Annotated in this window: 28 protein-coding genes; 24 read left to right on the top strand and 4 right to left on the bottom strand. The window is 45.6% G+C overall.

Annotated features, from left to right (window positions below):
• Positions 1 to 5: 5 nt before the first annotated feature.
• The 3 genes from AB5627_RS05495 to AB5627_RS05485 all read right to left on the bottom strand — a co-directional run bounded on the left by AB5627_RS05495 (position 6) and on the right by AB5627_RS05485 (position 2,879).
• Positions 6 to 1,463, bottom strand: a complete 1,458-nt coding sequence (locus AB5627_RS05495) for a recombinase family protein (protein WP_022288309.1) — start codon at positions 1,461 to 1,463, stop codon at positions 6 to 8.
• 204 nt (positions 1,464 to 1,667) lie between these two features.
• A complete protein-coding gene (locus tag AB5627_RS05490; protein ID WP_022288310.1) occupies positions 1,668 to 2,060 on the bottom strand; it encodes an NINE protein in 393 nt (130 codons plus the stop codon).
• Positions 2,061 to 2,213: 153 nt separating this feature from the next.
• On the bottom strand, positions 2,214 to 2,879 hold the full coding sequence (locus AB5627_RS05485; RefSeq protein ID WP_022288311.1) for a LexA family transcriptional regulator: 666 nt from the start codon (positions 2,877 to 2,879) through the stop codon (positions 2,214 to 2,216).
• Between the two features lie 173 nt (positions 2,880 to 3,052).
• Between AB5627_RS05485 and AB5627_RS05480 the strand changes: the two genes are divergently transcribed.
• On the top strand, positions 3,053 to 3,259 hold the full coding sequence (locus AB5627_RS05480) for a helix-turn-helix transcriptional regulator (protein ID WP_022288312.1): 207 nt from the start codon (positions 3,053 to 3,055) through the stop codon (positions 3,257 to 3,259).
• 43 nt (positions 3,260 to 3,302) lie between these two features.
• A complete protein-coding gene (locus AB5627_RS05475) occupies positions 3,303 to 3,467 on the top strand; it encodes a hypothetical protein (protein ID WP_022288313.1) in 165 nt (54 codons plus the stop codon).
• On the opposite strand, the gene AB5627_RS05470 is transcribed toward AB5627_RS05475, so the two are convergent.
• Entirely contained in the window at positions 3,464 to 4,168 is a 705-nt protein-coding gene (locus AB5627_RS05470) for a DUF4145 domain-containing protein (RefSeq protein ID WP_022288314.1), read from the bottom strand. The genes AB5627_RS05475 and AB5627_RS05470 overlap by 4 nt on opposite strands.
• A 68-nt stretch (positions 4,169 to 4,236) precedes the next feature.
• Between AB5627_RS05470 and AB5627_RS05465 the strand changes: the two genes are divergently transcribed.
• From AB5627_RS05465 to AB5627_RS05360, 22 genes are all read left to right on the top strand, one after another.
• On the top strand, positions 4,237 to 4,380 hold the full coding sequence (locus AB5627_RS05465) for a hypothetical protein (RefSeq protein WP_022288315.1): 144 nt from the start codon (positions 4,237 to 4,239) through the stop codon (positions 4,378 to 4,380).
• Between the two features lie 48 nt (positions 4,381 to 4,428).
• On the top strand, positions 4,429 to 4,653 hold the full coding sequence (locus AB5627_RS05460) for a hypothetical protein (protein ID WP_022288316.1): 225 nt from the start codon (positions 4,429 to 4,431) through the stop codon (positions 4,651 to 4,653).
• A gap of 16 nt (positions 4,654 to 4,669) precedes the next feature.
• Positions 4,670 to 4,888 (top strand): hypothetical protein, encoded by a 219-nt coding sequence (locus AB5627_RS05455; protein WP_022288317.1) that lies wholly within the window; start codon positions 4,670 to 4,672, stop codon positions 4,886 to 4,888.
• Between the two features lies 1 nt (position 4,889).
• Complete coding sequence (locus AB5627_RS05450; protein ID WP_368369722.1) at positions 4,890 to 5,033, top strand: hypothetical protein; 144 nt, start codon at positions 4,890 to 4,892, stop codon at positions 5,031 to 5,033.
• Positions 5,011 to 5,403 (top strand): hypothetical protein, encoded by a 393-nt coding sequence (locus tag AB5627_RS05445; protein ID WP_289149088.1) that lies wholly within the window; start codon positions 5,011 to 5,013, stop codon positions 5,401 to 5,403. The genes AB5627_RS05450 and AB5627_RS05445 overlap by 23 nt, the downstream gene beginning before the upstream one ends.
• On the top strand, positions 5,393 to 5,764 hold the full coding sequence (locus AB5627_RS05440) for a Cas9 inhibitor AcrIIA9 family protein (RefSeq protein WP_289149086.1): 372 nt from the start codon (positions 5,393 to 5,395) through the stop codon (positions 5,762 to 5,764). The genes AB5627_RS05445 and AB5627_RS05440 overlap by 11 nt, the downstream gene beginning before the upstream one ends.
• A 9-nt stretch (positions 5,765 to 5,773) precedes the next feature.
• Entirely contained in the window at positions 5,774 to 7,075 is a 1,302-nt protein-coding gene (locus tag AB5627_RS05435) for a PcfJ domain-containing protein (RefSeq protein WP_289149085.1), read from the top strand.
• Positions 7,072 to 8,028, top strand: coding sequence for a hypothetical protein (locus tag AB5627_RS05430; RefSeq protein WP_289149084.1), 957 nt, complete (start codon positions 7,072 to 7,074; stop codon positions 8,026 to 8,028). Before AB5627_RS05435 ends, AB5627_RS05430 begins: the two co-directional genes overlap by 4 nt.
• A 2-nt stretch (positions 8,029 to 8,030) precedes the next feature.
• A complete protein-coding gene (locus tag AB5627_RS05425) occupies positions 8,031 to 8,570 on the top strand; it encodes a siphovirus Gp157 family protein (RefSeq protein ID WP_368369721.1) in 540 nt (179 codons plus the stop codon).
• A 13-nt stretch (positions 8,571 to 8,583) separates the two neighbouring features.
• Positions 8,584 to 9,366 (top strand): AAA family ATPase, encoded by a 783-nt coding sequence (locus AB5627_RS05420; RefSeq protein WP_256322111.1) that lies wholly within the window; start codon positions 8,584 to 8,586, stop codon positions 9,364 to 9,366.
• Positions 9,341 to 10,675 (top strand): DEAD/DEAH box helicase, encoded by a 1,335-nt coding sequence (locus AB5627_RS05415; RefSeq protein WP_368369719.1) that lies wholly within the window; start codon positions 9,341 to 9,343, stop codon positions 10,673 to 10,675. Before AB5627_RS05420 ends, AB5627_RS05415 begins: the two co-directional genes overlap by 26 nt.
• A complete protein-coding gene (locus AB5627_RS05410; protein ID WP_256322109.1) occupies positions 10,672 to 10,986 on the top strand; it encodes a VRR-NUC domain-containing protein in 315 nt (104 codons plus the stop codon). The genes AB5627_RS05415 and AB5627_RS05410 overlap by 4 nt, the downstream gene beginning before the upstream one ends.
• 3 nt (positions 10,987 to 10,989) lie before the next feature.
• Positions 10,990 to 11,586 (top strand): DUF669 domain-containing protein, encoded by a 597-nt coding sequence (locus AB5627_RS05405; protein ID WP_368369718.1) that lies wholly within the window; start codon positions 10,990 to 10,992, stop codon positions 11,584 to 11,586.
• A 192-nt stretch (positions 11,587 to 11,778) separates the two neighbouring features.
• Entirely contained in the window at positions 11,779 to 14,070 is a 2,292-nt protein-coding gene (locus AB5627_RS05400) for a phage/plasmid primase, P4 family (RefSeq protein WP_368369717.1), read from the top strand.
• 165 nt (positions 14,071 to 14,235) lie between these two features.
• Positions 14,236 to 14,742: a hypothetical protein gene (locus AB5627_RS05395; protein WP_368369716.1), complete on the top strand. Its 507-nt coding sequence runs from the start codon at positions 14,236 to 14,238 to the stop codon at positions 14,740 to 14,742.
• 3 nt (positions 14,743 to 14,745) lie between these two features.
• Positions 14,746 to 15,219 (top strand): hypothetical protein, encoded by a 474-nt coding sequence (locus AB5627_RS05390; protein ID WP_302838242.1) that lies wholly within the window; start codon positions 14,746 to 14,748, stop codon positions 15,217 to 15,219.
• Positions 15,220 to 15,600: 381 nt separating this feature from the next.
• Positions 15,601 to 15,828 (top strand): hypothetical protein, encoded by a 228-nt coding sequence (locus AB5627_RS05385; protein WP_287215639.1) that lies wholly within the window; start codon positions 15,601 to 15,603, stop codon positions 15,826 to 15,828.
• Positions 15,829 to 15,905: 77 nt separating this feature from the next.
• Positions 15,906 to 17,543, top strand: coding sequence for a PBSX family phage terminase large subunit (locus tag AB5627_RS05380; RefSeq protein WP_287215637.1), 1,638 nt, complete (start codon positions 15,906 to 15,908; stop codon positions 17,541 to 17,543).
• 3 nt (positions 17,544 to 17,546) lie between these two features.
• Complete coding sequence (locus AB5627_RS05375; RefSeq protein ID WP_368369714.1) at positions 17,547 to 19,919, top strand: phage minor capsid protein; 2,373 nt, start codon at positions 17,547 to 17,549, stop codon at positions 19,917 to 19,919.
• Positions 19,906 to 20,145 (top strand): hypothetical protein, encoded by a 240-nt coding sequence (locus tag AB5627_RS05370; protein ID WP_022288093.1) that lies wholly within the window; start codon positions 19,906 to 19,908, stop codon positions 20,143 to 20,145. Before AB5627_RS05375 ends, AB5627_RS05370 begins: the two co-directional genes overlap by 14 nt.
• Before the next feature lie 171 nt (positions 20,146 to 20,316).
• Positions 20,317 to 20,928, top strand: a complete 612-nt coding sequence (locus AB5627_RS05365; RefSeq protein ID WP_368369713.1) for a phage scaffolding protein — start codon at positions 20,317 to 20,319, stop codon at positions 20,926 to 20,928.
• A 6-nt stretch (positions 20,929 to 20,934) separates the two neighbouring features.
• Positions 20,935 to 22,005 (top strand): N4-gp56 family major capsid protein, encoded by a 1,071-nt coding sequence (locus AB5627_RS05360; protein ID WP_022288095.1) that lies wholly within the window; start codon positions 20,935 to 20,937, stop codon positions 22,003 to 22,005.
• The last annotated feature ends 1 nt before the right edge of the window (position 22,006 follow it).

Raw genomic sequence — 22,006 nt, 5'->3', positions numbered from 1 at the left:
CCGTTTCAACACAGATAATACATTTCAATACTTGACGTTTTGCGGTCAAAGATAACTTTGTCAACAATACTCCGCAGGGCGTTGTTCTTTTCCATAGGTGTGGCATTAGGCGAGGTTATAACCTTGAGGACTTCCTGCGCTCTGACTTTCAGATCAGGCAGGCGGTCGGCTGTGTGCTGTGGCTTTGGCGGCTGTGCTTGGCGGAGCTTGCTTTCCAGCTCTGCAATGCTGGCGAGGACTTCCGACTTGTTGCGTTTGTATTCCTCCAGCGTGTCAATGCCGTCTGCATATGCCGCCTTAACTCGTTCGAGTTTCATTCGCTCTCGTTCAAGCTGTGTCTCAAACTTGGACGTGTCTTTCTTCGGCTTGGCAGGGGATTGGTCAACAAGCTTGTAATCGGTCGCTGTGCCGTCCACAAGCCCCTGTATGTCCTCTATGACCGCCTTGTCTATCTTACCGATAGTAATAGCATGGGACTCCTTACACCGCCCGTGAGCGTACTGATAGCATTGCAGAGTGCCGCTCTTGACCGACGCCATTGTAAGGTTTGAGCCACAAGAACTACATTTCAGCAGACCCCTGAGCATATACTCGTGCTTGGTGGATCCACTGCGTTCGTATGGTCTGCGAGTCTTTGCAGCTTTCTGCTGAGCCTTTTCAAAAATCTCCTTGTCGATAATTGCAGGGTGGTGAGCTTGAGTAATAACAACTTTATCGGCTACGGCAGAGCGGTAGTGACCCTTTGAGCCACCTCCGCCAGGCGTCCAACGCTGCATACCGATATAGACGGGATTTCTGATGATGTAAGCGATAGTGCGGGTCTCAAAATCATTGCCATGCAGGGTGCGTATGCCCTCAGCGTTCAGCTCACGGGCGATATTGAGGTAGCCCATATCTTGGTTGACGTACATATCGAAAATGCGGCGAACTATCTCAGCCCCCTGCTCATTGACCACAAACTCACCGTTCTTCATATCATAGCCCAGCGGAGGACCTGAAACTTTCAGACCACGCCCGAACTTTTCCGTCATACCACGCTTGACTTCTTCGGCAAGGTTAATGCTGTAATACTCGTCCATTGCCTCTATCATAGCCTCGATAAGCACGGACATTTTGTCGTCACCGACATTCTCGGAGATAGAAATGACGTCGATACCAAGCTTTCGGAGCATTGATTTATAGACGATACTGTCTTCACGATTGCGGGCGAAACGGCTGAATTTCCACAGCAGGATTGCGTCAAAGGGTTTTGGTTTGATCTTAGCTGTGCCTATCATCTGATTAAAGCCCTGCCGCTTGGCGGTGGAACGTCCCGAAATGCCGTCATCGTGAAAGATAAATTCTTTCGGCACGATAAAGCCGTTTTTCTTGGCGTATTCACGAATGAGCTTGACCTGGCTGTCAGGGGACAGCTCTGTTTGCTCTTCGGTGGAAACACGAACGTAAGCCGCTGCGATCTTCATTGATTTTTTCCTCCTATTTTCTTGACATATTTAATAATATGCAGTATAATAAAAGGGCAGAATAAGCCCTTTTGTGGTGATTGGGTTTTGTTCGTTTTGAGCTGATATTGGTAGTATCCGCTCTGCTCGCCTCTGAGTGTTGGTAGCACTTGGGGGCGAGATTTTTTTCTTCCATGTCAGTATTTACAATACTAGCAGGGAATTTTATTTTAACACTCTGCCCTGAGCGTCAGTGAAGTTTCCCTGAAACAAATTTATCATATCAACTATTGCTCCAATAAAGAAACCTCCGAAAGTAAAGAAGTACAGCAAACCTGTGCCAGCTTTGCCTACATAAAATCTGTTCAAACCGCCCAAGCCTAAAAAGGTCAGCAGGCAAAGTATTTCAGCTGTGCTTTTGCTCTTAGGGCTTATCTGCTCAACAGGAGCTTGCGGTGCGACCTGCTGGACGTTTGTAACGTATGTGATGTGCTGAACGATATTGCTGTTATGCTCAACGTGGTTATCAATTTTCTGTGGCTGCGGAAGTTCGTGACCACAATATTCACATACTGCTACGCCTGGTGCGTTTTCGCCTTTACAATTTGGACAAGTCATATTTTTTCCTCCCTATAAATCGACATTTGTAAACAATTTATGAAATCATTTACATTGTCTTAAATTGGTGATATAATGTATTTGTAATCATGCGGGAGAAAATTCTGTGTGCTATCCCTGTCAGTATTTGCGGTGCTGGCGGGGATTTTTTTATTATAAGGATTTTATAACTGTTTTTACAATGCCGAGTATTCTTATGCGGTCTCTTTCTGCACCGACAAACTCTCTCGGCTGATATTCGGGATTGAATGATACAAGGGTTATCTTGTCATCAGAATACTTGATTTTCTTCACAACGCCGTTTTCGCCGTCGATAAGGGCAACAACTACCTGTCCGTCCTCAGCCCAATCCTGCCTTAATACTTGTATCTTGTCGCCGTTCTCTATCTTCGGATACATACTGTCCCCCGAAACGACAATGCACATTGTATTCTTAGCTTCTTCCTCGTTGACGATATAAAGCGGCATATAGCCCACAATATAATCGTCAGCATAAGCACCAAACCCAGCTGACACGCTCTCATATATAGGTATTATATGTACGTTGTCTTGCGGGAGTATGGTTGCGTTGGAGTCTATAATATGAGAAGAATGTTTAGGGCTAGGATCATCAGTTTTTAATGCAAGATATTCAGGATTAACATTCAACTCAATAGCGATTGATTCAAGAACAGGTAATTTTATTCTGAGAATTTTTCCTGCCTCATATCTTTGGATAGTTGATTTATTCAATCCAAGACGGATACCAAGTTCTTCTTGTGTAAGTCCTTTTTCTTCTCTTGCAGCTTTTATTCTATTTCCAATTTCTACGGTATTCAAATCTTGCTCACCTGCTTTCGTTATAATGATTATATCACATTAAATTGCATAATGCAATAGCTTTTTTGAAAAAAATAAAAAAATGTTGCAAAATGCTATTGACAAGTGAAAAGTTATGTGCTATTATGATAATGCAGTAAGTTGCATAATGCAACAAGAAAGGAGGCTGGCATATGGTAAACACGAACAAGATCAAGGGTAGAATGAAGGAGCTTGAACTGACCCAAGCTGACGTTGCACATTGTTTAAACATAGCTCAACCTACAGCTAATCAGAAAATAAACAATGTTCGTCCGTTTGACTTGGACGAGGCTGAGAAACTGTCACACTTGCTCCACATTGATGCTGGAGAGTTCGGCAAATATTTTTTTACTCAGTGAGTTGCATAATGCAACAAGTGATTAAAGAGGGGGTGAGAGGAACGTGGAAAAGAAAATTACTGCTATTCCAAGAGGATGTGACAGTGCCAGGATTGAGCAGGTGATCGTAACAAGAGCCTTGAAAGGCGCAGGAACAGAAAATGACCCCTGTAGAGAGGTCATTCAATATTGGACTCTTGACGGAAAATTGCTCTGCGAAAAGGGTTAATCAGATTTTCTTACAAGTTGTTCAGCTTTTTTTAGTTCAAGCTCTGAGTTTATGTATGAAACAATGGCATTGATAAAAGCTTTTAAATGCTCTATATTGTAATCTTCGTGTTGGCGGCAATAATGGGTTTCGTCATTACCGATCCAAGCAGAAGCTTTTGAAAGGGTTTTTATCTTTGGACTGTCTATGAAGTTTTCGATACATTGAGCTAACGTTTGCTTTTTGATTTTTTCTACTTCTTTTGGGTGAAGATTAATCGCAAAATCTTTTACTAGGAATTCTAACGCTTTTCGATAACCCATTCCACATATTTTATCGAAACCAAGTTGCTCCGCCTTATGCGACTGTGTGTATATTTTAACAAAATCCTCAGAAACTTTTTCAATCTCGGCGTCAAATGTTGGAGATGAGCAGAACTTAGGATCAGTTTGAATAAGTGTAGCTTCATCACATTCAGTGCGATATTGAGGACCAATGTATTCATATTCTGAGCAAAATGCTTTTGCACAACTTGGGCAAAGCCAATGGACATATATTTTATAATGGTGGTCATCCAAGTCTGCCATTTCAACAAAATGGCTTGATAGAGCTTTAGGCTCTAAAACAACACCACAATGAGGACAATTTCTTGGCATATCAACTTTAAAATTTAAGTTGACACTAGGATATTCGATTTGCTTGCTTCGAATGACTTTTATCATTTATGGTCAGCTCCTTTTATTTTCTACATTATACCACAAGAAGTTAGATTTTTCAAGGAGGTACAAAAATGAAACACTACAAAATCAAGCTGACGGACAAGTTCAGCGGCGCAAGGCTGGTAACAGTCACGGCAAAGACGGCAGGCGAGGCTATGGACCTTGTTGACCGCTCAGAGGGCGAGGATATCGCCGTTATCGAGGAACTTTCCTAGCATAGTACAACCTTGATAACAAATAGAATTGAGTAGGAGGTGATAAAAATGCCGAAATATCCGCCTTTAAAGGTCATAAGGCACGTTTCGTTCGACGGTGGCAAAAGCTACAAGCTTTGGGACGATTGCACGGAGCAGGAGCGGCAGGCAGCTGCGGACAGTATCGGTCGCAAGCTTGCCGGAGCATTGCAGGATATGGTCGGGCGTGACCCATCGCTCTGGGATAAGCTTTGTGAAACGGCGAGGACTGAGCACCCTGAGTGGATAGCTTAAAACACAGGACGTTTAAATGAAAGGACGTGAGAAAATGATAGCCGTGTTAGAGATAATCAGATGTGCCGCAGCGGTAGCACTCTTGGTGGTGCTTGCAATGTATGTAGCGTACAGGTGGTATGTAAGCGTAAAAGAAACTGCCTACGAGGAAGCAGAGGAGAGCATTAAGCGTGCGGTGAGAGAAGCAGGCAGACCAATTGTCAAGGTCGAAGTTGAAATGAAAGGAAAGTGGTAAAATGGCGTTGATACTGCTGATAACAATAGCTGTGCTTGCAGGCATAGATGTAGTAATGTATCTTGCGCTGAGTGTGGCGGATAGGCACTGGGAGAAACGTTTTGAGAAAGAGGAGGACGAAGATGATAACGAAAGAGGAATTTGAAAAGGCAGTAAACCACTGTACAGAATTTACTGTTAATTGCAAAGGTTGTCCGCTTGCTGAAAAAAACTTGATGTGCGGTGCATATTTTGCAGAGTACCTAAAAGAAAGCGAGCCTGCACTGTCTGCCAACAGCACAAGCTCAGAGATATTGAAAAATATCAATTCAACACACCTTGATGATAGCACAAAAGAGCAGATTTGTCAAGCATACGAAACCGCTGATGAAGCTTGCTCAAATATACTTGCTGTCTATGAGGGAATGTCAGAATGTGAGCAGAGAGCCTTTGATATCGGAGAGGCATACGGAAAAATATTCAGTACAAGGTGTAAACTTGAAGAGCTGAGAGGCGGTGACGGCAATGAACATTAACGCAAAGAAAGCTCAGGACAAGCTGTCACAAGAGTTGTCCGTTGCTAAGCTTGGCAAGCGTGCGCAGGTGGTCGCAAAGCCTACTCTTGAGGCTCTCAAAACTTTCTGTGAGCAGAACGAGGAGTTCGCTCAGGCGGTCCTGCAGACGGACAGGACTTTCGCTGAGTGTGCGGAAAACGCTGTTAAGGGTGTAAGGGAAAGTATTTCGGATATCGAGGTCTACCGCAGAGCTGTAAGCTTTTACTTCAAGGGTGCGGACGTTCATTTCAATATGACTATCGACCTGGGCGACGGCTCGGACAGCGAAGAAACAGCAAAACCGCCTGTCAGCCTATCCCTTGACGGCTTGCTTGACTTCTGAGGTAGCAGTATGAAAAAGACAAGAAAAGAGGCTCTTATCTACTGCTTTCCTGCGGTGGATAATGAGCTTATGGATAAGATGAAAGGCAAGGGTGCAAAGAATTATGCGGTGTTCCTCACAAGGGGTGCTGAGCTTTTCGCACGCTGCTTTCACCGATACTCAAATGGGGAGCTTGTGGAACGTCAGCGGTATGTTTTCGCCCGTGACGGCTCTGTGAGATACGGCAGTGACAACGGCATTAACTGGTCGGTGCGTAATGACTTCCGTGAGCCTGTCTTTTGCAAGTGCTGTATGGGATATAACTATGATAATTCCTATTCGGTGCTGAATTGGGAAGCTATAGATAAGTCGGATATGAGGTACAGTCAGTATCAGCGTTATTACGGCAATATGCTGATGAGCTATCTTCACGCTTACTGCAAGCACCCAAATCTCGAGTATCTTATGAAGCAGGGATATGACGTGACAAGCGTTGGCTATACAGGTTTTTGGGGATATCAGGAAAAGTTCCTGCTCTCTCAGCGTGTGAACTGGAAAAGTAATGACCTGCTGAAAATGCTCGGACTAAACAAGACGGAGTTCAAGACACTCAAAGGCAGCGAACAGCTGTGGGAGCAGTATCTTGACTATCGTGAGGAATATCCAAAACTAAGACCAGAAGATTTACTGAATATAGCAAAGGTCTTTAAGAACGAACACGGCACTCTTGAACGTTTTGTGAGGATAACAGGTCTTACACCGCAAAGGGTGGCACGATACATAAACGAGCAGGAAATGACACCTCTTGATTACAGCGACTATCTGGAGCAGTGCGAAACGCTGGAGTATAACATTCACGATACAATGATAGCATTGCCACACGATTTCTGGACAATGCACAACAGGCTCACTAAGATCATCAACTATGAGCATGACGAGCTTGTTTTGCAGAACTTCACGAAAAGACTTGCAGAGCGTGTCTGCCTTGAATTTTCGGCAGACGGCTTACTTGTCAGACAGCCACACAGTTTGAAAGAGATAGAGGACGAGGGCAGGATACTTTCCCATTGTGTGGGCGGATATGCAGAACGCCATGCTATGGGGAAACTCAGCATAATGTTCCTGCGGAAAGCCTCTGAACCTAACAAGCCTTACTATACTGTGGAAGTTAGCCAATACGGCGGTATCGTGCAGTGCAGAGGGTATAGGAACAACGTGGTACAAAACGGCGGCGAGGACAAACCGCAGGAGATAAAGGACTTTGAACAGAAATATCAGCGGTATCTTGACAGGGTATTCGCTGAGAAACGAAAGGAGCGTAAAACAGCATGAACGAACTATCGGCAGAATATATCAAGGCGGCTGAGCTTGACCGCAGGATAAAGACCTCAGCTCAGCTTGCACAGCAGAGCCTTTACGATATGTGTATGGGCTTTAAGGAAATGAGGGACAGCAGGCTTTACAAGGAGCTTGGGTATTCGGAATTTAATGATTACTGTAAATCTGAAACAGGCTTTTCGGACAGACAAGTATATAACTACATTTCGATTGTCGAGAAGTTGCCGAAAGAATTAGTGAACTCGAGTTCACTAATCGGAGTAAAGAAACTAACACTTCTCACCAAGCTTTCTGAGGACGAACGTTCTGAACTTACCGAGAACACCGACCTTGAAAATACATCAGTAAGAGAGCTTGAAGAAAAGGTCAAACAGCTTAAGATCAAGGCTGACAAGGCAGATATGCTCAGTGGCAGGCTTGAGGATATGAACAACATCTGCGATACGATCTCGAAACAGAGAGATAAGGCAGACAGGCGAATACGTCAGCTTGAAGCCGAGATAAAGGAGCTTGAGAACCGTCCTATAGAGGTGGCTGTGGAAACGGACAGCAAAGAGGTGGCAAACCTTAAAGACGCTATGCGGCGTGTTGACCTTGACTGGTCGGAAAAATATTCAAAGCTTGAAGAAGACAGCCTTAAAGACCGCAGAGAGCTTTTGCAGAAAGCTGAGCAGGCTGAAAAGGATAAGCAGGACAAGCTTTCACAGCTTCGTGAAGAGCTTGACAGAACTAAGGCGGAGTATGAGAAAAAGCTTGCGGAGAAGGCTGATGTCACGTCAACGCAGGACGATAAAGCCATATTCAAGGCCTATCTTTCAACCGCTGTTGACAGCGTAACAAGGCTCGTGGACTTTGTGAACGAGCATAGTGACAGCGACAATTACGGACTTTTCACACAGAAAGTAAGACAGCTTGCGGATATAATCAATACAACACTGGAGGTATAAAAATGAAACTTTATGAGCTTACAAACGATTTTCAGAGGCTTTTTGACAGCCTTGAGGATATGACGGAAAATGCCGAGCTTACGGCAGAGGAAAAGGCTGAGGCTGAAAAAGTGTGGTTTGATACCCTTGAATGCGTCGAGGCTGAATTTACAGATAAGGCGGAGAACATTGCGGCTTATGTCAAGGTGCTGAACAGCGAGGCGAAAATGCTTGAAGCAGAGGAGAAAGCCCTCAAAGCAAGACGTGAGCAGAAGGTCAAGCAGGCAGAGAGCCTTAAAGCTTATCTTATGAACAGTATGCAGAGGGTCAACCTTAACAAAATAGAGGGCGTTATGGCTAAGATAAGCATTACAAAGGGCAGGGAAAGCACCGAGATAACAGACCCGAAAGCCTTTGTGGAGTGGGCAAAGGTCAATGATGACAGCCTGCTGAAATACAAGGATCCTGACATAAGCAAGACGGCTGTCAAGGCGGCTATCGAAGCAGGCAGAGAGATCCCCTATGCGGCAGTTGTCCGCAGACCGGGACTGACCATAAGATAAGGAGGAAAAGAGAATGGGACTTGCGATACTTGTATTAGGCTTTTCGGGAAGCGGCAAATCTGCTTCCCTGAGAAATTTCAAAGAGGACGAGCTTGCACTTGTGAACGTGAATGGAAAACAGCTTCCGTTCCGCACGCAGTTTAAGTCAATGATACATACCGACAATTACGGTGAGATAGAACGCTTTATGAAAGCTCAGACGGCAAAGTCCATAGCCGTTGACGATAGTCAGTATCTTATGGTGAACGAGTTTATGCGCCGTGCAAAGGAAACGGGCTATCAGAAGTTCACTGACATTGCAAAGAATTTTTGGGAGCTTGTGAGAAGCGTTGAAATGCTTCCCGAAGATGTTATCGTGTATTTTCTCAATCACCTTGATACAGGCGAGGACGGCAGGCAGAAAGCTAAAACTATCGGCAAGCTGCTTGACGAAAAGATAACTGTCGAGGGTATGTTCACAACTGTGCTTAAAACTGTTGTGGTTGACGGCAAGTATCTTTTCGCCACTCAGACGGACGGCACTGACACCTGCAAAAGTCCTATCGGGCTGTTTGACAGTATGTACATAAGCAACGATCTGAAACTTGTTGATGAAGCGCTGAGAACATACTATCACCTTGCAGACGAACATATCTGCTCAGAGTGCGGAAAGACGATAATGTCAGACGGCAAGCGTACAGTTCAGCAGATAATAGACGGCTCGATGAAGAATTACGGCAAACAGCTTTGCATGAAATGCGTTCTGAAAAGGGTAAAGGCGGCGAAGTCCAATGAAGCTGAGAGCGTATCAGAATGAGCTGGTGGAGCAGGTAAGGCAGGCTTGGCGTGCAGGGTATAAAGCACCCTGCATAGTCCTGCCCTGCGGCGGAGGAAAGTCCTGCATTGTGGCTGAAATGGCAAGGCGAACGACATTTAACGGCAAGAGAGTGCTTTTTCTCGTCCACAGACGTGAGCTTGTGGAGCAGATAAAAAAGACGTTTATTCGCTGGGGCGTTGATATGAAACTCTGCGAGGTTGGTATGGTGCAGACTGTCACACGCCGTCTTAAAAAGCTTGCCATACCTGCACTTATCATAACTGACGAAAATCATCACAGCCTTGCTCAGTCCTACAAACGCATATACGAATACTTTTCAGACGTGCCGAGAGTGGGCGTTACAGCGACTCCTGTTCGCCTTAATGGTGACGGGCTTGGTGACGTGAACGACAAGCTTATCATTGGCGTATCCGCAAAGTGGCTTATTGATAACAACTGTCTTGCACCTTATGATTACTATGCTCCTGACGTTGCCGACCTTACAGGACTTCACGTTTCTCACGGAGAATATATGGCGGCGGAGATAGAGAAAGCTATGGTGAAAAACACTGTTTTCGGCGACGTCATAAAGTATTACAAACAGCTTGCTTTGGGCAAAAAAGCGGTCTGCTACTGTGCTTCCGTCAGACATTCTCAGCGAACGGCAGAGGTGTTTAATGAAAACGGCATAAAGGCGGCACACATCGACGGCTCGACCCCAAAGGCAGAGCGTGACAGCATTATCTCAGCTTTCCGCAGGGGAGATATAACTGTGCTGTGCAACGTTGACCTTATCTCCGAGGGCTTTGACGTTCCTGACTGCGAGTGTGCAGTACTCCTGCGACCCACCAAGAGCCTTACTCTTTACATTCAGCAGGCTATGAGATGTATGCGGTATCGCCCAAATAAAAGAGCCGTCATAATCGACCACGTTGGCAACTATGCAAGGTTTGGTATGCCTGACGACGACAGGCAGTGGAGCTTGGAGAAAAAGCCGAAAGCTCAGCATAAAAAGCAGGAGCAGAGCGACAAGGTGAAACAATGCCCCGAATGTTTCTATACTTTCTCCGCTCCTCCTGCGGGGGTGAAAGTATGCTGTCCTCATTGCGGATATGAGTTTCCCTCAGCCGAGAGAAAGCTTGAAACAGACAGCAGCGTGGGGCTTGTAAAGGTGGAGGGATTCAAGCTTGACTTTTCAAGTCCTGCCGATTGTCATACCTATCCCGAACTTTTGCAGTATGCGAAAAGTCACGGTTACAAATCAGGCTGGGCATATTATCAGGCAAGGCAAAGGGGGCTTATGGGTTGACAGAGGAACACAGGATACAAAACGAGATACGCTGTGCGGTATCGCCCTACTGTACTGTCTTTCGTGTGAACGTGGGCGAGGGGAAAACTGTTGACGGCAGATATTTCACCACAGGTGTGCCGAAAGGTTTTTCAGACCTGTTCGGCGTAAGGCATAAGGACGGCAGAGCTGTCTTTATCGAAGTCAAAACAAAGTCGGGACGAGTTCGTCCTGAGCAGAAGAAGTTCATAACAAAAATGCGTGAGTGCGGAGCATTGGCAGGCATATGCCGATCAGCAGAGGACGCAGTAAATTTACTAACGGAGGAATAAAAAATGGGATTTAAGTCAAATCAATCAGAGGCATTTCAGAACGGATTAAAGCCTGAGGGCGATTACGAGTGCATCATAACCGCTATCGAGGAACGCACAACAAAGAAAGGCTCGGTGGGTCTTAACTTCACGCTGGTCATCAGAAATGACGTGCAGGGGCAGAAATACGGCAACTCCTGCCTGTTCCACACCATATGGAAAAAGCATGAACCTAACGAGAACGATATGCAGGTGGAGGGCTACAATTTTGCTCAGCTTATGGCAATGGGCAAGGCGGCTCAGCTCCCTGACGGCAAGGAGTATGACAGCCTTAAAGCATACTGCACCGACCTGCTGAACAAGTGCATAAGGGTCAACCTCAAGCACGAATCAAACCCTAATTACAAAAACGGAGAGCCGCAGGAACGCATTAATTTTGTCAGCCCTACAAAGTATCCTGAATGCAAGCATAAGTTCAAATCCTCTGCACCGAAGGCGGACAGCTTTGCGGCTAAGCAGACGGGCTTTGCAACGCCTAAGACAAATACGCAGGCTGACAGCGCCATAGGCTCCCTTGAAGATTTTGAGGACGTGCTTACAGATGACGGCGTGCCGTTCTGATTTCTGAGAAAAGCGAAAAGTCATAGTGCTTTTGCATAAAAACGCAGATGATATTTTGTGCAAACAAATGATTTATATTTTAATTTGGCAACATTTCTGCAATTGTTGCATTTTTAATGCAACTTTTGGGACGTTTTTCGGGGATAAGTGAAAGGCTTTGACTTTTCAAAATTTATGTTAGGAGTTGGATATATGTACGAACAAATACCGCAGGAGATTAAAGCCCTGCCAAACTGGATATGCTGGGACGCTGTGCCAGATGAAAAGAGAGGGAAGATAAAGAAAGTGCCGATAAACGCACTTACAGGCGGAGGGGCTATGTCAAATAACCCCTCTACTTGGTGCGATTTCGATACGGCTGTGAGAGCCTCGGAAAAACATTCGGGCATAGGATTTATGTTCGGCGGCTGTCCATACTTTGGCGTTGACATTGACGGCAAAGAGGAAGAGCTTGAAGCGTACCAAAGGGGAGAGAACGGCAACATCATATCTGAATTTATCTCCACCCTGCAAAGCTATACTGAGATATCTCAATCGGGCAAGGGCATACATATCATATGCAGAGGAACACTCCCGAAGCGTGGCAGACGTAAAGGCTCAGTTGAGATGTATGAGGACGGCAGATTTTTCGTTATGACAGGCAACTCCTGCTCAGAATATGAGGGCATCGCAGAGTGTTCCGACAGCATAAAGCCATTGCACGAAAAGTACATAGGAGGCGGTCACGAGCCTGTGGCAAAGGCTGTTCCTGCTGTCAGACTTGACACCGCAGACCAGATAATCAAAGCGGCGGCAGGTGCAAAGAACGGAGGAAAGTTCGTTTCCCTCTACAGTGGAAGAACCGCAGGATATGCTTCGCAGAGTGAAGCTGATATGGCGTTTTGTTCGATGCTTGCCTTCTGGACAGGCTGTGATGCAGAGAAAATGGATATGATATTCCGTTCCTCAGGTCTTATGCGTGAAAAGTGGGACAGGGCGCAAAGCGGTTCGACCTACGGCGCACTTACGATCCAGAAAGCCATTGCAGATTGCGACAAGACCTATTCGCCAAAGTTCGCAGGGGGATTTTCTCTTAACTTCAAGTCGCCCTCTGAGCCGATTTCTGTGGGCACTGTGGAGCAGGAAGAAGCCAAGCCAAGACTTTATTCATTTGACGATACAGGCAACGCAGAACGCTTTGTTGACCTTTTTGGCGAGCAGGTGAGATACTGCTATACAGACAAACGCTGGCTTTGGTATGACGGCAGAAAGTGGTGTACCGATATGACAGGCACAGTTAAACGTCTTGCTGATAAGGCTGTGGCTTGCATGGCGGCAGAGGCAAAAGTGTACGCTCAGCTTGACGCAGATGAGGGAACGGATATGGCGAAAGCCTTTGAAAAGCATATGAAGTCCTGCCGTTCTAACAAATCAAAGAACGCAATGCTAAGCGAGGTCATGCACCACGTTCCTGTTCTGCCGGCTCAGATGGACAGTTTTAAAACTGTTCTCAATACCCCGGGTGGAGTTATCGACCTGCGAAGCGGCGGCATATCTCCTCACGACCCTATGACATATCTGACGAAAATGACAGCCGTTGAGTATTCAGAGAACGCCGATTGTCCTCGCTGGCTTGCATTTCTTGACGACATTTTCAGAGGGGATAAAGACCTTATCAGATACGTTCAGAAGGCTGTGGGATATTCCCTGACAGGCTCGACCACCGAGCAATGTGCGTTCTTTCTATACGGAACAGGACGAAACGGCAAGTCAACTTTCATTGATATCATAAGGGATATTTTCGGGGACTATGCGGCAAATATCCAGCCTGAAACTATTATGGTGCGCAGTAATCAGAGCACCGCCATAAACAGCGATATCGCAAGGCTCAAAGGTGCAAGGCTCGTGACAAGCGTTGAGCCTAACGAGGGCGTTCGTATCAACGAGGGTCTGCTCAAACAGCTTACAGGCGACGATACTGTTACGGCAAGAAAACTTTACGGCGACGAGTTCGAGTTCAAGCCTGAGTTCAAACTTTGGATGGCGACAAACCATAAGCCTGTCATCAGAGGAACAGATACGGGCATATGGCGAAGGATACATATGATACCCTTCACTGTGCAGATACCCGAAGAAAAGATAGACCGCAGGCTGAAATACAAGCTGTCGGCGGAGCTTACGGGCATATTCCGCTGGGCAGTTGAGGGCTGTCTGCTGTGGCAGAAAGAGGGGCTTAAAATGCCTCGTGCCGTCCTTGAAGAAGTGAGGGAGTACCGCCGTGAAATGGACGTTATCTCTGCATTTGTTGAGGATAAGTGTACTGTGGGCAAGGGTCTGAGCGTTAAGTCAAGTCAGCTTTTTGCGGCGTATCTTAACTGGGCTGAGCAGAACAATGAATATCGTATGAGTTCAACAAAGTTCGGTATGGAGCTTGCAAAACGCTTTGAGAAAGTAAGAACAAGGGGCGGTATATACTTCAATGGACTGTCACTTGATAATGTGTAAGTAATTGTAAGTGTGTAGGGTTGTGTAGGGTTGAAGGGTTTTTCTAACCTTTCGCATAAGAAAATAAAAAAGAATATATATAAAGAAAGAGTTCTTTAAAAAGGGTGCAAACCCTTCACAACCCTTCACAGAGGGGGGATAATCATTAAAACAGATTTCAAAAGAATGTCACAAAAAGAGTTCGCACGGTATGAAGATATGGCAATAGACGGCAGGCTCATCTATGACGAGTATCCTGCTGAGGAATATAAGTATTTCTCGCAGTTATCAAGACTTGGCTACAAGAACAGGCACGAGGGGTGGTCAAAAGAGATATGCGAGGACAAGCAGGCGGAATACAAGCGGGAATATCTTCACAGTAAAGAGCGAAACGGCAGGTTTTTCAGGCAAGCCTGCATAATGCAGGAGAATATCCGCAGAGGGCAGACAACGGTCTGGAAGATAAACAAAACGCAGGACAGGGAAGAAAAGCTCGTATACGCATTGCAGGCGTTGGAGCTGATACTCTGCGACGAAGGGCTTGCGAAACATAACGGAGTAAACATACCCGAATATGCAGGCTGTGAATACTGCAATGGAGTGACAGAGTGGAGCGAAAAGCTTGGTGCAGACGGCAAGGAAGTCCGCTTTGAGTTCTGTCCTGTTTGCGGAAGAATGATCGAGGAGGGATAAAGGTTGACAGCAGAAGAATATTTGAACAAGCTGGTGGATATAGACAAGCGTATATCGGCGATAAGGCGTGCCATAGAAAAATGCTATGCAAGGGCTGAGAGTACATCGCCGCAAAACTCCGATATACCGCCCAGCTTTACAGGCGGCACGTCAAGAAAGATAGAAGACAGTGTTGTGATGATAGCGGACTATAAGACGGAGCTTGAAACGCTTTGCAAAAGTTACGAACAGATGTCATACAATGTATTGTGTATCACGGACAGTATGCCTGACAGCAGACTTGCGGCGTTGATAATCAACAAATACATAAACGGAATGTCATGGGAACGAACAGCTGAGGCTCTTGACCGTGAGGCAAATTATACTCGCAAGGTGCTTGGTCCAAATGCGATAAAAATGTTCAAGAAATTTTATCAGACGCCCGAAAAAGCCCTTGTATCACCCCTGTCAAGAGAGTATAATGATAATATGCCATAACGGCAAAAAATTCTTTGCGGACCTCCATAAAAAAGTCCGACGGGGCGAAAGCTCCGTATGCAGGTTGAGAGCGAGCCACCGCTCAGATCTGCTCCAACATTTACTTAACTCCTTATAATATATTTGCGAGAGGCACTCCTATGGGGGTGTCTTTTGCGTTGCCTAAAAAGTGCAAGTACAATATTTTTATAGTTTGTAGGCAGTTTATCGTTATTATTTTGTTAAAATTATACACAAACATTTTTTGTAAAGAAATTAAAAGTTTAGTCAGTTAACCAATTGAAAAAATGTTATAAATCGTGTATAATAACAACTAAAGAGGTGATGCCTATGTAATTATACAAAATATTCATTGTTAATAAACAGAAAGGGGGTTATTTAATGGATTCGTTAGCAAGATATAGCTATCCAGTTATCAATTGGGATGATGTGCGTGACTGCCCATTTGCTAAGGAAGAGTGGGTTACTCCATATGACGTTGATAATTCACTTTGCGATTTTAGGAAAGGAAGCTTTCCTCGTGCATATTGCGAGAATGTTTTGGCGTGGTGTTCTGCTAAGGGCGGTACTGATAACTGTGATATCCTTAATCGTTATTTGGAGGCTTAATATCATTTTTTGAACTGCTACAACAATGTGGCAGTTCTTTTTATATCCCAAAACAACAAAAAAACGAGGTGAGGTGAATGCCGAATGAACAGAATTTAATAGTTCCAAGCTCGAGTGAAGCTCGAAAAAATGGTGCAAAAGGCGGTAAAAAATCAGGCGAAGTCCGCAGGCGTAAAAAGACTATGAAGCAGGTAATGGACTTCCTGCTTGAACAGCCTGCCAATACCAGGGCGGACTATGAGTTTCTCGTGGAGCAGGGCATTGACCTTAACAGCCTTGACCCCGACTTCATAAATAATATGCTGCTTGTGAATGCGGCTCTTATGGCAAGGGCTAAGCAAGGGGACGTTGCGGCGGTGAAAGAGCTGCGTGACATTATCCGTGATGACGATATGCTCAAGCATAAGATAAAATACGATAACGCAAGGCTCAGGCTTGAAAAACAAAAGCTTGAGCCTGTTTCTATGCCTGATAAGGCGTACAGCGGTATCCCTGCGAGCCTTGTCGCTCCTACGTTCTCGCCTGTCCTGTTCGATATTGCAGAGCAGGAACATTCCGAGTATGTTTTCCCTGGCGGACGTGGTTCGACTAAATCCTCATTCTGCGGTCTGAACGTTATCGACCTGCTGATGAAGAACGAGAATATGCACGCCTGCGTCCTGCGTGCTGTGGCGAATACTCTTAAAGACAGCGTTTATTCTCAGATACTCTGGGCAATATCTGCACTTGGTCTTGATGATGAGTTTGCCTGCACAAAGTCGCCCCTTGAGATCACACGCATTTCAACAGGACAGAAAATATACTTTCGTGGTGCTGATGACCCGTACAAGATGAAGTCTATCAAGCCGCCTTTTGGCTATATCGGCATCGTGTGGTTTGAGGAGCTTGACCAGTTCGGCGGTGAAGAAGCTGTGCGAACGATAGAACAGTCTGTTATAAGAGGCGGCGAGAAAGCATATAAGTTCAAGTCTTTCAACCCTCCGAAGTCGGCTCAGAACTGGGCGAATAAGTACATCAAAGTGCCGAGAACGGACAGACTCGTTACCGAAAGCACTTATCTAACTGTGCCGAAAAAGTGGCTTGGCAAGCCTTTCCTTGATGACGCTGAATTTCTCAAAGAAACCAATCCCACTGCCTATGAGAACGAGTATATGGGCGTTGCAAACGGCACGGGCGGAAATGTTTTCGATAACGTCCTCATAAGAGAGATTACCGACGGCGAGATAGCACAGTTCGATAACATCTATAACGGCGTTGACTGGGGCTGGTATCCCGACCTTTACGCTTTTGTCAGAGTGCATTATGCCCCTGCTCAGCACACGCTGTTCATATGGCAGGAGTACACCTGCAACAAGACAAAGAACATTGATACCGCAAAGCATTTGCTGGAGCTTGGTATCACGGCAAACGATCTTATCACCTGCGACAGCGCAGAGAATAAGTCTGTTGAGGATTACAGAGCATATGGCTTGCTTGCAAGAGGTGCAGAGAAAGGTCCTAACAGCAGGGAGTATTCATATAAGTGGCTGCAATCTCTGCGAAGTATCGTTATAGATAACAAGCGTTGTCCTGTGGCTTGCGAGGAGTTCATCAACTGCGAGTATGACAGGGATAAAGAGGGCAACGTTATAAGCGGCTATCCCGACGGCAATGACCACGTTATCGACGCCGTTCGGTATGCAATGGAAAGAGTATGGAAAAGGCGGGGTCAGTAAGCTATGGGCATTATTTCAAAAATAAGGGAGTGGATAAGCAGAATGCTTTCAAAGTCAGATATAAAGGGCGTTTACGGCATTGATATCGCCGTGACGGACAGTATGATAAGAGCTATTGACAAGTGGGATAGAATGTATGCAGGTAATGCAGCACCCAAGGGAGTTCACTCTCTGCGGCTTGAACACGCTGTTGTGAGGGAGTTTGCAAACACGGCTATCAATGAAATGACCCTGAAAGTTTCCAACGATAAGCTTGATGCCATAATGAAAAACGCCCTTGAAAACCTCAACAAAAATCTGCAAAGAGGTCTTGCAACAGGAGCAATGATAATAAAACCGCTGGGTGCTGATAAGGTGCAGTATGTTCCACAGTCGCAATTTATTCCTGTGGAGTATGACGTGAACGGCAGGCTTATAAAGGTCATTTTCCCTGAAATAAAACGCATGGGCGATAATGATTACCGCATAAGGCTTGAATATCACGCTCTGGACTATGAAAAAGGGCTGACTATCACAAACAGAGCTTTCCGTTCCAATGACGGCGTGTCCCTCGGCGCTGAGATACCTCTCACGGCTGTTGCAGAGTGGGCGGAGCTTATCCCTAAGATAGCCTATCCCCTTATGCTGCGACCCTCTTTCGGCTATTATGTCAACCCTATCGACAATACAGTTGACGGTTCACATTCAGGAGTATCGGTGTTCGCAGGGGCGGAAGAAGTCATAAGAAAAGCTGATATCCAATTCGGCAGGCTCGATTGGGAGTTTGAATCTGGGGAGCGTGCAATAGACGTTGACGAGGCTGTGCTAAGACCTGTGAAAGACCCGTTCACAGGTAAGAAGTGTGCAGAAATGCCTAAGCTCAATGAACGGCTTTTCAGAGGGGTAAACGTGTCGGCTGGCACGAGCGGTGACTTTTATCACGAGTTCTCACCGCAGTTAAGACAGGCGGATTTTATCGCAGGACTTGAAGAATACAAGCGTGAGATAAAGAAAGCCATTGCCGATAACCTTGACCTCTCCAAAGCTGAGATAAAAGAGCTGTACAATGATATCCTGCAAAAAGGCTATGAATGGGACGATAGCATATACAAGACCAAAGGCAAGGCACGGATACCCCTTGAAGAAAATGAGGGCCTGCAAAGGCTGCTGTCGGCTGTATCGGAGCAGACTTCGGGGGAGCTTAAAAACATATCTCAGTCACTCGGATTTGCAGTAAAACAGCCTGACGGCAAACTTAAATTCACGCAGGCGGCAGACTTCTATCAGCAGAGTCTTGACAACGCCATAATGGGCATAGCAAGCGGAGCGTTCGACTATAACACGATCATAAAGAAAGTCATTTCGGATATGACGAACTCAGGTCTTCGCACTGTGGACTATGCCACAGGCTGGAGCAACAGAGCAGACGTAGCCGCAAGGCGTTCGGTGATGACAGGGCTTTCACAGCTAACCGCAAAAATGAATGAGGACAACGCCAAAGAGCTTGGCACGGACTATTTTGAAGTCACTTGGCACAGCGGAGCAAGACCCTCTCATCAAGAATGGCAGGGCAAGGTCTACAGCAAAAAAGAACTTGAAACTATCTGCGGTCTTGGTACTGTGACAGGTCTGTGCGGAGCGAATTGCTATCACGATTATTACCCCTTTATCCCCGGCATATCTGAGCGTTCCTATACAGATGAGGAGCTTGCACAGATGAATGCAGAGGAGAACAAGCCTGTTAAGTACGGTGATAAAGAGTACACAAAGTATGAAGCTTTACAGCGACAAAGAAAGCTTGAAACTGCAATGAGAGCCCAGCGACAGAAGATACATCTTCTTGAAGAGGCAGGTGCTGATGAGGAAGATATCATCAACGCACGCTGCCGATATCGTGGCACTTCCCAAGAGTATACAAGGTTTTCAAAAGCAATGGGTCTGCCTCAGCAAAGAGAGCGTGTGAATGCCGACGGACTGGGGAATATCGGGGTGGGAAAAACCAAGATAGACTTGACGCAAAAAGATTACAGTGATATAATTGATATGAAAGGTAAGATGTCTGATATAGACGTGCGAAAGTGGTACAGACACCATAACAAAAATATCCCTCAGCTTATCGACAAAAGCAAGTCTATTGAAGAACAGGCAAGACAAGCTTGTGAACTGCGTAATAAGTATCGCTTTCAGGCAAGAGAGTTAATGGAAGATCAAAAAGCTCGTAAAGCCCTTGACCAGACAGACCCTATCATTTCTTTTGAAGACTTGGTGTCAGATAAAATGGCACGAAAAAACATGAGCAGAGAAGATGCTGTAGCAGACACTTTGAAGACCGCTGTAAAAACACGAAGATCAGTAGATAAAAGGTATGGATTGGAGGATCGCAATGAAGAAATATGAATACAATATTTGCACGGCTGCGGACAAAGAAATTTTTGATAAGCAATGTGCGGCATTGGAAAAGCATATTCCAGGCATTGAACGGTCCGATATGCTGACAGATGTTGACGGCTCGCAAACGCAGATATATGAATTAAACGGAAAGAAGATAATCGTACACAACAGTTATTATATTGACGCTGTGTACATTGATTCAGAAGTTGAACTTACAGAGTATTTCAAATGATAATTTTACCGCTTGACTAAGGTCGGGCGGTATTTTTATACCCAAATATCGGAACTAAGCACCTTAACGGGTGCTTTTTTCATACCATTTCGTCCTTGATATGACGTTAAACTGTCAGACTTTCACACCGCAGACAGGGCGGTATATAAGCTATGTAGAAAGGACAAACATATGAAAAACATTTTTGAGATCCTTGCCGCTCTGGGTATCGTTATCCCTGAGGACAAGAAACAGGACATCACAAAACAGGTGGCAGAGAATTATAAGACTGTGGCTGAGTTTGAAAAGGCGAAAAGCCGCCTTGAGGTGGAGCGTGATAACTATAAGGACAGCCTTGATACCGCACAGAACTCTCTCAAAGAATTTGAGGGCGTGGACGTCAAGGAGCTTAACGGCAAAGTCGCACAGCTCACCGCTGACCTTGCTAAGAAAGATACCGAGTATCAGGCGAAGATATCTGATATGGAGTTTGACGCTACCCTTGATAACGCTATCTCGGCAAGCAAGGCAAGAAACGTCAAGGCTCTTAAAGCTTTGCTTGATGTGGAAACTCTCAAAGCTTCCAAAAATCAGGCTGAGGATATCAAGACGGCTATCGAGAACGTGAAGAAAGATAACGATTATCTTTTTGAAAGCTCCGAGCCTATCAAGAACCCGGTTGCTCCCACAGGGACGCCCGCCGCAGGTGAAGTGAGCAAGGAAACCTTTGCAAAAATGGGGTATATGCAGAGGTTGGAACTTAAACGAACAGACCCCGAAAAATACGAACAGTTGAAAGGATAGGATATTATGAAAATGACAAATGGCATTAGAATTTCTATGCAGTATTTCGCAGAGCAGACAAAGATCACCGACCTTATCGACCCTGAGGTAATGAGTGATATGATCGACGCAAAGATAGAGTCTAAGATAACTGTATCTCCCTTTGCGAAGATAGACAGAACACTCGTTGGCGTGCCTGGCGACACTATCACAGTGCCGCAGTATAAGTATATCGGCGACGCAGTTGATGTTGCAGAGGGCGTTGAAGCCGAAACTGTCAAGCTTGAAACAGACTCCACTCAGGCTAAGGTAAAGAAAGCCATGAAAGCGGTGGAGATAACCGACGAGGCTCTTCTCAGCGGCTATGGCAATCCTGCGGGTCAGGCGACTTCACAGCTTGCAATGTCTATCGCTTCTAAGGTGGACGCAGACAGCATGGACGCACTTATGAAAGCCCAGCTCATCTATGACGGCTCGGCTTCTGCTATCTCTTACAGCGGCATTGTTGACGCTGTTGACAAGTTCAATGAGGAACTGAACACCGAAAAGGCTATGTTTATTAATCCTCATCAGAACTCACAGCTTAGAAAGGACCCGAACTTCATTTCTGCCGATAAGTATGACGGCAATGTGGTCATGACAGGCGAGATAGGCAAAATAGCGAACTGCCGTATCGTTCCGTCAAAGAAAGTTTCACTTAACGAGGCTATCCCAGAACAGTATGTGAGAGTTGACAGCGATGCAGAGGGTGCAAAGGAAGTTGTTGCGGACAGCACATCTTCACCAACTGCTTCTCAGATAAAGCTCGGCTCAGTAACGCCTTGTGCAGATGGCTACGCTCCAAAGGTGGGTGACTATGTTGTAAAGAACGCCGCTGTCAAAGCTGGCACTTTCTACATATGCCCTATCATCAAGCTCAACGCTGATACTGAAACAGAGGACGAAACATCAGCTCTGACTATCTACCTCAAGCGTGACACCAACGTTGAAACAGAGAGAAGAAGCACAAAGCGCTGCACAGATATATCTGCTGACAAGCATTACACTGTGGCTATCTCAGACCAGTCAAAGGTAGTGCTTGCAAGATTCAAGAAGTAAA

This window comes from Ruminococcus sp. RTP21198st1_G1_RTP21198_201120, from assembly GCF_040924265.1.
Lineage (GTDB): Bacteria > Bacillota > Clostridia > Oscillospirales > Ruminococcaceae > Hominimerdicola > Hominimerdicola aceti.
This window is presented reverse-complemented; position numbering and strand designations above follow the sequence as displayed.